Source organism: Delftia sp. BGA-UO-ETr-SB1 (assembly GCF_059567865.1).
In genome coordinates, this window is record NZ_JCAQOW010000006.1 from 2,045,506 (window position 1) to 2,058,711 (window position 13,206).

The following is a 13,206-nucleotide window of genomic DNA, read 5'->3' on the forward strand; positions in this document are numbered from 1 at the left end:
TTTGAGCAATGGCTGCAGCCTGCCCGCAACTGGCCCGCCGCGCAATGCGTTGCATGCATCCAACGCGATCCGGCCATGCGGGGCTGCGCACCTTCGGGTTTGAGCTAGGACAAGATCGGCCACGTCCGCCCCTGATGCAATACAGCTACGGGATTTGCCCCGGGCTACTCCAAGACTCTCCATCATGAAAAGAACTCTGCTCGCCGTTGCTGCCGTTTGCACCCTGTCGTCGGGTGCCGCGTTTGCGCAGCAGGCCGAAGGCCCCTGGATGGTGCGCGTGCGCGCCGTGAATCTGGACAGCGCCAACAAGGACAGCACGGGTCTGGGTCTGTCGATCAACAACAAGTGGATGCCCGAACTGGACGTGTCCTACTTCTTCACGCCCAACATCGCGGCCGAGCTGGTGCTGACCTACCCGCAAAAGCACGACCTGCGTGCCAACGGCCTGGGCCAGATCGGCAGCCTCAAGCACCTGCCGCCCACGCTGCTGGCGCAATACCACTTCACCAATTTCGGCGCCTTCAAGCCATACGTCGGCGCCGGTGTGAACTACACCCGCTTTTCGAGCGTGAGCTTCAACCCTGCCGTGCAGGCCGCGCTGAACCCCTCGATCAAGAAGAACAGTTTCGGCGGCGCGCTGCAGATCGGTTTCGACTACGCGCTGGACAAGAACTGGTCGCTGAATTTCGACGTGAAGAAGGTCTTCATTGAAACGGACGTGAGCTCCGCCGGCACCAAGGTGGGCACCTTCAAGGTGAACCCGGTGCTGGTCGGTGTGGGACTGGGCTATCGCTTCTGATCTCCGGATCATGAGTGAGGCACGCGCTGCTTCATCCGGCAGCGCGTAGTGAGGCAAGGATGGGTACTTGGTCCGGTATGCCGTTCGCGGCATACCGGATTTTTTTCGTCCGAACCGGCGCTTTCGCCTGCTGCGGAAATGCTGCGGCGCACCACTGGACAGGTCACGAAAAAATCACGCGTGGGGGAAACTGTCCTACCCGCATGCCATGGGCAGGCGCCTAGGCTGGTGCCTCGGCCTGCCGGTGCGAGTCTTGCGAGGCTCGCTTGCCGTTTGCAGGCGTCAGTCACCATTGGCTGTCCGCCCATTGGCGACCGCGCCCTGCTGCAAGCCGGGATGCGGCATTCACCATGCTGCGGCGGGCGGCGCACAACGCGAGGCCCCCACCATGCTGTCTGCCCACGATTCGACCGTGTCTTCCTCTGCCCTGGCATCGCGCGCCCAGCGCGTGCCGCTGCCTTTGCCTTCGGCGCCGCGTGCGCCAGCCCAGGGCGGCAGGCGCGAGGCGGCCCCGGAATGGGCGGACCACGCACTGCGCGCGACCCGCGCCGAACTGCAGCACGGGCTGATGCAGCCCCAGGCCCAGGTCTCTCCCAAATACCTCTACGACGCGCGCGGCTGCGACCTGTTCGAGCAGATCACGCGGCTGCCCGAGTACTACCCCACGCGCACCGAGGCCGCCATCCTGGCCGACTCTGGCGCCGCCATGGCCGAGGCCCTGCGCGGCAGCGAGGTGCTGATCGAGCTGGGCGCCGGCAATTGCGAGAAGGTGCGCGGCCTGTGCCGCAGCCTGCGGCCCCGGCATTTCGTGGGCGTGGACATTGCGGGCGCGTTCCTGCGCCAGTCCGTGCGCCGGCTGGCCGAGGAGTTTCCGCAGCTGCAGACCCATGCCGTCACGGCCGACATCACCGAGCCGCTGACCCTGCCGCCCCATATCCCGCAGGCCGGGCGGCTGCTGTTCTATCCGGGCTCGTCCATCGGCAATTTCGACCCGGTACAGGCCCAGCGCATGCTGGGCCAGATGCGTGCCATGGTCAACGACGACGGCGGCCTGCTGATCGGCATAGACCTGCCCAAGTCCACGCAATGGCTGGAGCCCGCCTATGACGATGCCCAGGGCGTGACGGCACGCTTCAACCTGAACCTGCTCAGCCACGTCAACAGCCTGCTGGGCAGCGACTTCAACCCGGACGACTGGGAGCATGTGGCCTTCTTCAACGCCGAGCATTCGCGCATCGAGATGCACCTGCGCGCGCGCCGCCCGCTGATCGTGGGCTGGCCGCAGGGGCTGCGGCATTTCTCGGCCGGCGAGACCATCCACACCGAAAACAGCTACAAGTACCCGCTGCCCGAATTCCTGGGCATGCTGGCCTGCGCGGGCTTCGGGCCCTGCCAGGTCTGGACGGATGAGCGCCAGTGGTTTGCCGTGATCCATGCCCATGCGTGAAATGCCCGCCGTCTTCCGCTGGGTGCAGCGCTACGAGGCCGTGCGCCAGAGCACCGTGCTGCTGGCCGCGCCCCTGTCGGCCGAGGATGCCTGCGTGCAGTCCATGCCAGACGCCAGCCCGGCCAAATGGCATCTGGCGCATACCACCTGGTTCTTCGAGACCTTTGTGCTGGCCGAGCACGCGCCCGGCGTGCCGCCCTTCGATGCCGACTTTCGCGTGCTGTTCAACTCCTACTACCAGCAGGTGGGCGAGCGGCATCCGCGTGCGCAGCGCGGGCTGCTGACGCGCCCCTCGCTGGCGCGGGTGCTGGCCTACCGCGAGGCCGTGGACCAGCGCATGCTGCAGATGTTCGAGGACTGGGGCACGCAGCCGCCTGCACGGCTGGCCGCGCTGCTGGAACTGGGCCTGCAGCATGAGCAGCAACACCAGGAACTGCTGCTGACCGACATCAAGCACCTGCTGTCCTGCCACCCGCTGTGGCCTGCGTACCGGGCGCAGGAAGAGGGCGTGCCTGCGCCGCAAGAGCCCGATGGATTGCCCCCGCCGCTGCAGTGGCTGACCGTGCCGCGCGGCATGCATGCCGTGGGCCATGCGGGCGAGGGCTTTGCCTTCGACAACGAGCGCCCGCGCCACGAGGTGTTCCAGCAGGGCTGCGAGATGGCGCAGCGGCCCGTGAGCAATGCCGAGTTCCTGCGCTTCGTCAAGGATGGCGGCTATGCCCAGCCGCAGTGGTGGCTGGCCGAAGGCTGGGACTGGCGTTGCGCGCAGCAGCTGGAGCACCCGTGGTACTGGCGGCGCCAGGCCGGTGGCGTGATGGACGGCATGTGGCAGGAATTCAGCCTGCATGGCGCGCTGGCGCTGGACGGGCGCAGGCCCGTCTGCCACCTCTCTTACTTCGAGGCCGATGCCTATGCGCGCTGGGCTGGCGCGCGCCTGCCCACCGAGGCGGAATGGGAGGCGGCCCTTGCCGCGCAGATGGCGCAGCGCCCGCAGCACGGTGAGCCGCCCGGCCCCGTGCACCCGCGCGCCATGCAGCCCGGCAGCCATGCGCTGGGCGAGGTCTGGGAGTGGACCCAGTCGGCCTACACCGCCTACCCGGGCTTTGTGGTGGCCGAGGGCGCGGTGGGTGAGTACAACGGCAAGTTCATGGTCAACCAGTACGTGCTGCGTGGCGGCTCCTGCCTCACGCCGCCCGGCCATGCGCGCGCCAGCTACCGCAATTTCTTCCCCACCCAGGCACGCTGGCAGATGACCGGCCTGCGGCTGGCAAGGGATCTGGCCTGAGCCTGCCCGTGCCGCGTTGCCTGGCATTGCATCGCGCGCCGGCGCATGCAGTAGCATCGTCGGCCTCAATGATCCGAGGGAGTTCCATGTTGTTGCGTTCGCTTGTTCTTGCCATGCCGCTGTCCCTGGTCCTTGCCGGCTGTGCCACTGCGCCGCCCCAGGCACCGGCGCCCAGCCAGCCACAGGACCAGCCCCGGCCCGAGGTGCCTACCAAGGCCCCGGCCGATGCGCCGCACGCCGAACCCGAGGTCGCCAACCTCACGCCCCTGCCCAGCCTGCTGCTGATCGGCGAAGACGCTGCCGGCCGCTACTACTCCATGGTGGCCAAGGCCACGTTCACCATCGAGGCCGATGGCCGCCTGAGCCTGGCCGATCAGGGCGGCGGCCACGGCGGCGAGCCCATGGCGCCCCAGGCCGACATGCAGGACCAGAGCATGTCCACCGAATGCAAGCCCTATGGCGCCGTGGCCAATCAGCGCACCACCTGGTTCCCGTACACGGGCGTGTTCGTGCGGGGCGGCACGCTGGTTGGCGCCAGGGCTGATGGTGCGGACGTGGCCGCCAAGGCGCTCACCGAGCATGAAGGTGCCCAGATGCTCTACACGGGCAAGGATGCTGATGCCACCGAGTACTACTACGCGCCCTGCGTAGGTGCGCAGCGTGTATCCACGGGCTGGCGGCTGGACCGCTACCTGCCCGACGGTGGCCAACTGCGCGTGCGCGCCGATGCGCGCGGAGGCAAGGGCCAGACACTGGAGCTGAAGATTCCCAAGCCCTTTGCGCCCTTCGTGCTGGTGCGCTACCAGTCGGGCGCCATGATTCCCGTGCCCATGCGCGCCGTGCTGGCCACGGTGGACCTGGCCGAGCGCCGCGTGGTGATGCAGTACCAGGGCACCTATGCCGTGGAGCCTGCCATCCGCAAGATGGAGCTGCGCCTCATCGTGCCCGGCAGCCGCCCGTCCGAAGGCGAGACCGCCGCGCGCCACGCCGAACGCACCCAGGCCCAGCTGCGCGACCTGGCCCGCTGCGCCCCGCCCAAGGGCCACGCCATCGAGCCCTGCGCCAACCCGCAACGCACGCCCGATCCGCTGATCTTCTACTCCTCGCAGCAAGTGCGGGAGCGCGCCAAGCGGCGCTGACAGGCCAGGAGCCTGCCTGCAAGGGCCGGGCCGCCGCGCAGTCCGGCCCGCCCTTGCGCGGGAATCAGACCTTGGCCAGCGCCTGCTCCAGGTCGGCCAGCAGGTCGCTGATGTGCTCGATGCCCACGGACAGGCGCACCATGCCTTCGGTCACGCCGGCCTTGGCAAGCTCCTCGGCGTCCAGCTGGCGGTGCGTGGTCGATGCCGGGTGCGTTGCCAGGGACTTGGCGTCGCCGATGTTGACCAGGCGCGTGAACAGCTGCAGCGCATCCAGGAAGCGCGCACCGGCGGCGCGCGTGTCGCTGTCGCCGCTGCTGTTCCTGAGGCTGAAGGAGAGGATGCCCGAGGCGCGGCCGCCCAACTGCTTCTTCACCAGCGCGTGGTCGGGGTGGTCCTGCAGGCCGGCGTAGCGCACCCATTCGATCTTGGGATGCTTTTGCAGCGTCTCGGCGATCTTCTGGGTGTTCTCGCAGATGCGGTCCATGCGCAGGGCCAGCGTCTCGATGCCCTGCAGGATGAGGAAGGCGTTGTGCGGCGACAGGGCGGCGCCGGTATTGCGCAGCGGCACCACGCGCACGCGGCCGATGTAGGCGGCCTCGCCCAGGGCCTCGGTGTAGACCACGCCGTGGTAGCTGACATCGGGCTCGTTCAGGCGCTTGAAGCGTGTCTTGTGCTCGGCCCAGGGGAACTTGCCGCTGTCCACGACGGCGCCGCCCACGCTGTTGCCGTGGCCGCCCAGGTACTTGGTCAGCGAGTGCACGACGATGTCGGCGCCGTGCTCGATGGGGCGCAGCAGATAGGGGCTGGGCACCGTGTTGTCCACGATCAGCGGCACGCCATGGGCATGGGCCACGTCGGCCAGCGCGCGGATGTCGGTGACATTGCCCAGCGGGTTGCCGATGGACTCGATGAAGATGGCCTTGGTCTTCTCATCGATGTGCTGGGCAAAGCTGGCCGGGTCGCGCGGATCGGCAAAGCGCACCGTGATGCCCTGCTGCGGGAAGGTGTGGGCGAACAGGTTGTAGGTGCCGCCGTAGAGCGTGCTGGCCGAGACGATGTTGTCGCCGGCCTCGGCAATCGCCTGGATGGCATAGGTGATGGCGGCCATGCCCGAGGCCACGGCCACGGCGGCAATGCCGCCTTCCAGCGCCGCGACGCGCTTTTCCAGCACGTCGGTGGTGGGGTTCATGATGCGCGTGTAGATGTTGCCGGCCACCTTGAGGTCGAACAGGTCGGCGCCATGCTGGGCACTGTCGAAGGCGTAGGCCACGGTCTGGTAGATGGGCACGGCGGCCGACTTGGTGGTGGGGTCGGGCGAGTAGCCGGCGTGGACGGCCAGGGTTTCGATGCGCATGGAAGATTGCCTTTCTGGTGACGGCTTACGCAAGAAGGGCACGGTCGGGCCATTTGCCATGGGGAGCGGCGCGTTCCCGCATCCTGTTTGCGTAAGTCCTGAGGTTTTACTAGCGGAGGACGGTTGGCATTGTGGCGTGCCGGCCTCCGGTGCCCAACGATGCGTTGGTTACGAACATATACGCCGCAGCCCGGTTGCTCCTCTGCCACGCGCAGATAGGCCCGGCCTGACATTGCCAGAACCGTGAGTGAATGTGTATTTTTGTTAACGACGTGTTGTAACGTGACCTGATCGCTAGACTCCATCAGGGAGTTGATGGTGACGTTGACAGCAAGACATCTTCTGGCGCTGGCGGTGCCCCTGTGCACCTTGCTGCTGGCCGGCTGTTTCTATGTCTGCTGGCGGCATCTGCGTGCCCGGCGCGAGTTGCGCAGCATGTCCTTCGCCTTCACCGGCTTCAGCCTGGCGCTGCTGCTGCAGATCCTGGAGCGGCCTGCGGCCGTTCCCGTCAATGCGTTGACGACGGCCGCGCTGCAACTGTGCGCGGCCTGGTTCATCACCGAGGCCATGGCCATACGCCAGGGCGTGCGCCCCGATGCACCGCTGGCGGCCGGCTTTGGCGGCGCGGTGCTGGTGGTGCTGGGCTACTACGCCTGGGCCGTGCCCGATGCCCAGGCGCGCCAGCATGTGCTCAATTTCGGCCTGGGCCTGCAACTGGCCCTGCCGCTGTGGCGGCTGCCACGCAGGCATCCCTGCACAGGCTGGGACCGGCTGCTGCTGTGGGTGTTCGTGGTCTTTGCGCTGAGCTTTTTCGTCCGCACGCTGTGGGTGACGCCGCGTGCTGCTTCGGTATCGGCCAGCGCATCCGGCGAATGGCTGGGCATTTCTTCCTCGTGGATGGCGCTGCAGCTGAGCCTGCTGGTGTTCGGCCTGCTGTTTGCCATGCTCTTCCTGGCCGCAGCGGTGCGCGACACCGTGCAGGAGCTGCACGAGGAGCGCGACCGCGATCCGCTGACGGGGCTGCTGAACCGGCGCGCCTTCAAGGAGGCCGTGCAGCGCCGGCTGGCCGAGCAGCCGCAGCTGTCGGCCGCCGTACTGGTGTGCGACCTGGACCATTTCAAGCGGGTCAACGACGGCTGGGGCCATGCGGCGGGCGACGAGGTGCTGCAGCGCTTTGCGCGCCTGCTGCTGCGCAGCACACGCCAGCAGGACCTGGTTGCACGCTTTGGCGGGGAGGAGTTCGTGGCCCTGCTGCCGCACGCCGACCCGCTGGCCGCGCAATGGATCACCCGGCGCATCCAGACCCAGCTGCGCCTGATGGGCTTCAGCGCGCTGCCCGACGACATACGCATCACGGCCAGCTTTGGCGTGGCCTGGATGGCCCAGGGCCAGACGCTGGAGCAGGCGCTGGCGCGTGCCGACGCCATGCTCTACGAGGCCAAGCGTGCAGGCCGCGACCGGGTGCGGCTGGTGCCGCAAGAGGAAGAGGCCTAGCCAGGGCTTGGCTTGCCCGGTGTGACCGGCGCCTGCAGCAGGCGTGGGGTGCGGGAAGGGCGTGGCGATGAGCGCGGGGCGCTGGACTCGCGCGGTGCATGTGGCTCATGTGGCTCGTGCGGCTTGTGCGACACATGCTGCTCGTGCGACACATGCGGCTCGCGCGGTGCGTCCTGCTCGCGTGGCGCGTGGGGCCTGCGTGGTCCCCGCGGGCCGCTGGAGCTGCCGGGGCCGCGGGGTTCAGGCGCAGGCCTGGCGGGCCTGGCCGGGCGTTCGGCCACGGCCGGCTGGCGCTGTTCCCAGGCGGGCAGGGCGGCATGCACCATGGCGGCGCCGTGGGCGTCGTTGGCCGCGTAGTGGCGCTGGGCCAGGCTCAGCTGCGGTGCAGCCCAGTTGGAGGTGGAGATCTTCTTGGACTTGTGGAAGTTCTGCCCCAGCACCAGGGCCACGGCTGCGCGCACGCCCACCGAGCTGGCATAGCCGTGGCGCTTGAACACGCGGTCCAGGTCGATCACGTTGTGCAGCGCAACGCCCAGGCGCGCGGGCAGCGCGCTGCGGTCATGGTCCAGGCCGAAACCGGCCTTGCAGATGGACTCGCTGGCCAGCACGTCGGCCGCAAGCGCGCGTGCCTGCGCATGGTGCAGCTGCAGCAGCCAGGCCTGGTCGCAGGTGGCCAACTGCACCACATGGGGGCCGGTGTCGGTCTGGTGGGCGTGGAACAGCGGCTTGCTCTCGGTATCGAAACCGAGCACGGGAGCCGCCATCAGCGCGGCGCGTGCGGCCGCGAATTCGGCGTCGGTGGCGGGCACGTGGATGCAGCGCTCGGGCAGGGCGGCAAAAGGCGGCAGCAGGCGGCTGTCATCCTTGCTGGGAGCGTGCAGGCGGGGCATGGGAAAAGAGGAGGAAGCCGAGGCAAGCCGTCAAGTATGCCTGCACTTGCATGCCCCTCGGGCACCGGGTTTTTATCCCCGGTGCGTGTGGACGGAGTTGTGGAAAACTCCGGGTGTAACTTGCCGAATCCGCGCCCTGCAAGGCTTTCCACGGAATGCCTAAAAAATCAGCGCAGTGGCGAAAGGGCATCGAATAAGGGTATTTGCGGATGGCTGCGCCGGACCCCGATGCAGGGTCCGGCGGCTGTTTCAAAAGGTGTCTAAAGGCCTTGATCGTTGAATACCGGCACCCGCTTTTCCAGGCCGGCGCGCACGGCCTCGGCCTGGTTGGAGCTGCCCAGCAGGGCCTGCTGCTCCTGCGCCTCGGCCAGCAGGATGTCTGCGGGAGAGGCGGTTTCGCTGAGCTGCATCAGGCGCTTGGACGCGCGTATGGCGTGCGGGCTGCTGGCCGCGATCTGGCGGGCCAGGTGGCGCGCTTCCTCCAGCGGCGCAGCGCTCACGCGCGTGGCCAGGCCCAGGGCCACGGCCTCGGGGCCGGGCACGATGCGGCCGGTGTAGACCAGTTCGCGCAGCACATCGCCGCGCACCAGCGGCGCGGCCAGCGCGCAGCCGGCCATGTCGGGCACCAGTCCCCACTTGATTTCCATGATGGACAGCCGCGCATCATCGGCCACCAGGCGGATGTCCGCGCCCAGCGCCAGCTGCAGGCCGCCGCCGTAGGCCACGCCGTGCACGGCGGCGATCACGGGCACGGGCAGTTCGCGCCAGCCCCAGCAGATCTGCTGGAAGCGGTTGGCCATGCCGTGCGTGCGCGCGGCCAGGTCCGTCATGTCCGCCGTCTGCTGGCCGTCGGCAATGCCGGCCATGCTGCCCATGTCCAGGCCCGCGCAGAAGGCGCGCCCTTCGCCATGCAGCACCACGGCGCGCAACCCGGGCGTGTCCCGCAGCCGCGCCAATGCGTCGATCAGGGCGTCGAACATGGCGGGGTCCAGCGCATTCATCTTGTCGGGCCGGGCCAGGGTCACCTCGGCCACGCCGTGGTCCACCGATATGCGCACGCGTTCTTGGCTCATGGCTTGTCTCCTTGTGTCTATGCGGTTCTTTGCTGGCGGTCGGCCGCGTTGCGCGATTCGATGGCGCTGCGCGCATTCGCCCAGTCCTGGTCGCTCCAGCTGGCCAGCCCGGCGAAGTTGCCGCCCGTCGCCTGGTATTGTCCGCCGTCTATGGCGATGGTCTGTCCCGTCAGGTACTCGGCCTGGCGGCTCATGAGGAAGACGGCCAGGTTGGCCAGCTCGGGCATGCGGCCGTTGCGGCCCATGGGGTTGTCGGCACGCACATGCTCGCCGCCCTGCGGATTCAGCCGCGCGCTCATGCCTTCGGTGGGGAACAGGCCTGGCGCGATGGCGTTGAAGCGTATGCCCCGGTTGCCCCATTCCACGGCCAGCGACTGCGTCATGGCATGCACGCCCGACTTGGCCATGGCCGAGGGCACGGTGAAGGCTGAGCCGTTCCAGACCCAGGTGGTGAGGATGGACAGCACGCTGGCCTTGCGGCCCTCGGCCAGCCAGCGGCGGCCGCACTCCAGCGTGAGGTTGAAGCTGCCGCGCATGACGATGTTGGCCACGGCGTCGAAGGCGCGCATGGACAGGTCCTCGGTGCGGCTGACGAAGTTGCCGGCCGCGTTGTTGACCAGGCCCGTGAGCGCGCCGCCATCGGCCCAGATGGCCTCGATCATCTGCTCCACGGCCTCGGGCTGGCGCACGTCGCAGGCATGGCCCACGGCCCGGCCGCCATGCTGCTGCACCAGTTCCTGCGCTGTCTGCTCGACCACGGCGCCGCGCCGGCCGCACAGGTGGATGTCGGCGCCCATCATGAGAAAGGCCTCGGCCATGACACGGCCCAGGCCGGTGCCGCCGCCAGTGACGAGGATGCGTTCGCCCTTGAGCAGGCCGGGCTTGTAGATGAGGTCGTCGAGGGTCATGGCTGCTGTCTCCTGTGCTGCCGGGGAAGGGATAGGGGGGACTGAGGCAGCGCTTGGCGCCGCCAGGGGATCAGAGCGTCAGAGCACGCGCGAGATCACTTCCTTCATGATTTCGCTGGTGCCGCCGTAGATGCGCTGCACGCGCGCATCGGCGTACATGCGGGTGACCATGTATTCGTTCATGTAGCCGTAGCCGCCATGCAGTTGCACGAGTTCGTCGAGCACGCGGCCCTGCGCTTCCGAGCCCCACAGCTTGGCCATGGAGGCCGTGGCCGTGTCCAGCGTGCCGGCCACCAGCTGCTCCACGCAGCGGTCGATGAAGGCGCGGCCCACGGTCAGCGTGGTGGCCACCTCGGCGAGCTTGAACCGGGTGTTCTGCATGTCGGCAATGGCCTGGCCGAAGGCGCGGCGCTCGCGCACGTAGGCCAGCGTGGCCTCGTAGGCGCCTTCCATGCAGGCCAGGGCAGCCAGGCCGATGATCAGGCGCTCGTAGGGCAGGTCGCCCATGAGCTGGTAGAAGCCCTGGCCTTCGCGCCCGCCCAGCAGCGCGTCCTGCGGCACGGTCACGTCGTCAAAGAAAAGCTCCGAGGTGTCCTGGGCCTTCATGCCCATCTTGTCGAGCACGCGGCCCACGCGAAAGCCCGCGCAGTCCCGGGTCTCCACGATGAGGATGGAGGTGCCGCGCGCGCCCTGGGCCGGGTCGGTCTTGCAGACCACGAGGATCAGGCCGGCCAGCAGGCCGTTGGTGATGAAGGTCTTGCTGCCGTTGATGCGGTAGCGGCCGTCCCTGAGTTCTGCGCGCGTGCGCACGCCCTGCAGGTCCGAGCCCGCGCCGGGCTCGGTCATGGCGATGGCGCCCACCAGCTCGCCGCGCGCCATGGCGGGCAGGTACTTGCGCTTTTGCGCCTCGGTGCCGTGGTTGAGCAGGTAGTGGGCCACGATGGAGTGCACGGAGTTGCTCATGCCCGAGAGGGCGCGGCGCGCCATCTCCTCGTGGATCACGGCCTCGTGGCGGAAGTCGCCGCCGCCGCCGCCGTAGTCCTCGGGGATGTCGGTGCACAGCAGGCCCAGCTCGCCGGCGCGGCGCCAGATGGCATGGCCCACGTTGCCGCGCTGGCGTGCGGCCTCGTCCTGCGGCTGCATTTCGGTTTCCAGAAAGCGCACGGCGGTGGCGCGCAGGCTTTCCAGCTCGGGGGTGCTCCAGGAGCGTGTCAGTTGCAGTGGCATGGCGTGGCCTGGTGATTCGTGGGGGTCAGTTGATGCGGCGTTCGCGGCCCTGCCAATAGGGTTCGCGCAATTGGAATTTCTGCAGCTTGCCGGCGGCCGACAGCGGCAGCTCGGCGCGGAACTCCACCGAGCGCGGGCATTTGTAGCCCGCGATGCGTTCGCGGCAGTGGGCGATGACCTCGGCCTCGGTCAGCGGCTGGCCCTCGCGCGCGACGATCACGGCGTGCACGCGCTCGCCCCAGCGTTCGTCGGGCACGCCGATGACAGCGCACATGGCGACCTGGGGCAGCTGGGCGATGGCGTTCTCGACCTCGGCCGAGTACACGTTCTCGCCGCCGCTGACGATCATGTCCTTGAGCCGGTCCACGACGAAGAGGTAGCCGTCAGCATCCAGCCGGCCCATGTCGCCCGTGTGCATCCAGCCGTCCTTGAGCGCGGCGGCCGTCTCGGCGGGCCTGTTCCAGTAGCCCTGCATGACCATGGGGCCGCGCGCCGTGATCTCGCCCACCTCGCCGGCAGGCAGCTCGCGGCCCTCGCCATCGACGATGCGCACCTCGGCAATGGTCACGGGCCGGCCGGCCGCGCGCAGCAGGCGCTCGCGCTGCGGGCCGGGGCGGTGCTCGGCCGGGCCCATGGACACGATGGTGGGCGACAGCTCGGTCATGCCGTAGGCCTGGGCGAAGTCGGCGCCGGGCAGCGCCTGCATGGCGCGCTCCAGCAGGCTGGCGTCTATGGGCGCCGCGCCATAGAGCATGAGGCGCAGGCTGGACAGGTCGAACTCCGCCAGGCGCGGATGCTCGATCAGCCGGCGGATCATGGTGGGCACGAGGAACAGCTCGTTCACGCCGTGCTGCTGGATGCCGGCGAGGATGGCCAGCTCGTCGAATGCCGGCACGATGACCTGGGGCACCAAGCGCTGGGCCATGAGCAGGGCCAGGCCGCAGCCGGCCACATGGAACATGGGCGTGACCACCATGCCCACCTTCACATGCTGGCGCGGCACGTTGCTGGCATTGGACAGGGCGTTGATGAACAGGTTGTCGTGGCTGAGCATCACCCCCTTGGGCCGACCCGTGGTGCCGCCCGTATACATCACGGCGGCCAGGTCGTTGCCGCTGCGCAGCACGTCGGCGCAGGGCGTGGCGGCAGCCAGCAATTGCTCGTAGTGCAGCGCGCCTTCGGGCGCGGCGCCCGTGCCGCAGAACACCACGGTGCGCAGGCTGGAGGACAGCTCGCGCAGCCGGGGCACCAGGGGCGCGAAGGCATCGTCCACGAAGAGCACGCGCGTGTCGCAGTCGTCCAGCGAGTAGGCCACCTCGTGCGCGCTCCAGCGGATGTTGACGGGGTTGACCGCGGCGCCTGCCCACCAGCAGCCATAGAAGTATTCAAGGTAACGGATGGAGTTCAGGCCCATCATGCCGACGCGGTCGCCGGGCACCACGTCCAGCGCCCGCAGCAGGCCGGCACAGCGTTCGATGCGCTGCGCAAGCTGCGACCAGCTGGCCTGCTCTGCGCCGCAGATGGCCGCCGTGGCGCCGGCCTTTTCGCGGCGGCCCTTGTGGATGGCCTGGGTGAGATACATGGGCATGG

At 68.6% G+C, this 13,206-nt stretch carries 11 protein-coding genes; 5 read left to right on the forward strand and 6 right to left on the reverse strand.

Annotation, left to right across the window (positions count from 1 at the left end; translation table 11 throughout):
- Positions 1–184: 184 nt before the first annotated feature.
- The 4 genes from AC57B5_RS27955 to AC57B5_RS27970 all read left to right on the forward strand — a co-directional run bounded on the left by AC57B5_RS27955 (position 185) and on the right by AC57B5_RS27970 (position 4,670).
- Positions 185–799, forward strand: a complete 615-nt coding sequence (locus AC57B5_RS27955) for an OmpW/AlkL family protein (RefSeq protein WP_496400718.1) — start codon at positions 185–187, stop codon at positions 797–799.
- A gap of 388 nt (positions 800–1,187) precedes the next feature.
- Positions 1,188–2,246 (forward strand): L-histidine N(alpha)-methyltransferase, encoded by a 1,059-nt coding sequence (egtD, locus tag AC57B5_RS27960; protein WP_496400719.1) that lies wholly within the window; start codon positions 1,188–1,190, stop codon positions 2,244–2,246.
- Positions 2,233–3,531: an ergothioneine biosynthesis protein EgtB gene (gene egtB, locus AC57B5_RS27965; protein ID WP_496400720.1), complete on the forward strand. Its 1,299-nt coding sequence runs from the start codon at positions 2,233–2,235 to the stop codon at positions 3,529–3,531. Before egtD ends, egtB begins: the two co-directional genes overlap by 14 nt.
- Before the next feature lie 86 nt (positions 3,532–3,617).
- Positions 3,618–4,670: a hypothetical protein gene (locus tag AC57B5_RS27970; RefSeq protein ID WP_496400721.1), complete on the forward strand. Its 1,053-nt coding sequence runs from the start codon at positions 3,618–3,620 to the stop codon at positions 4,668–4,670.
- Positions 4,671–4,734: 64 nt separating this feature from the next.
- Here AC57B5_RS27970 and AC57B5_RS27975 read toward each other — a convergent pair whose 3' ends face one another.
- A complete protein-coding gene (locus AC57B5_RS27975) occupies positions 4,735–6,024 on the reverse strand; it encodes an O-acetylhomoserine aminocarboxypropyltransferase/cysteine synthase family protein (protein ID WP_496400722.1) in 1,290 nt (429 codons plus the stop codon).
- 315 nt (positions 6,025–6,339) lie between these two features.
- Here AC57B5_RS27975 and AC57B5_RS27980 point away from each other — a divergent pair, with 315 nt between their 5' ends.
- Complete coding sequence (locus tag AC57B5_RS27980) at positions 6,340–7,518, forward strand: GGDEF domain-containing protein (RefSeq protein ID WP_097201730.1); 1,179 nt, start codon at positions 6,340–6,342, stop codon at positions 7,516–7,518.
- Here the strand turns inward: AC57B5_RS27980 and AC57B5_RS27985 are convergent.
- The 5 genes from AC57B5_RS27985 to AC57B5_RS28005 all read right to left on the reverse strand — a co-directional run bounded on the left by AC57B5_RS27985 (position 7,515) and on the right by AC57B5_RS28005 (position 13,204).
- Positions 7,515–8,408, reverse strand: coding sequence for a 3'-5' exonuclease (locus tag AC57B5_RS27985; RefSeq protein WP_496400723.1), 894 nt, complete (start codon positions 8,406–8,408; stop codon positions 7,515–7,517). The two genes, AC57B5_RS27980 and AC57B5_RS27985, sit on opposite strands and share 4 nt — an antisense overlap.
- A gap of 260 nt (positions 8,409–8,668) precedes the next feature.
- Positions 8,669–9,481 (reverse strand): crotonase/enoyl-CoA hydratase family protein, encoded by an 813-nt coding sequence (locus AC57B5_RS27990; protein ID WP_013801537.1) that lies wholly within the window; start codon positions 9,479–9,481, stop codon positions 8,669–8,671.
- A gap of 17 nt (positions 9,482–9,498) precedes the next feature.
- The gene (locus AC57B5_RS27995) at positions 9,499–10,389 is read right to left on the reverse strand and encodes an SDR family oxidoreductase (protein WP_496400724.1); all 891 of its coding nucleotides are present in this window, start codon (positions 10,387–10,389) and stop codon (positions 9,499–9,501) included.
- A 78-nt stretch (positions 10,390–10,467) separates the two neighbouring features.
- Complete coding sequence (locus AC57B5_RS28000) at positions 10,468–11,616, reverse strand: acyl-CoA dehydrogenase family protein (protein WP_013801539.1); 1,149 nt, start codon at positions 11,614–11,616, stop codon at positions 10,468–10,470.
- 25 nt (positions 11,617–11,641) lie between these two features.
- Entirely contained in the window at positions 11,642–13,204 is a 1,563-nt protein-coding gene (locus AC57B5_RS28005) for a long-chain-fatty-acid--CoA ligase (RefSeq protein WP_496400725.1), read from the reverse strand.
- Positions 13,205–13,206: the final 2 nt, after the last annotated feature.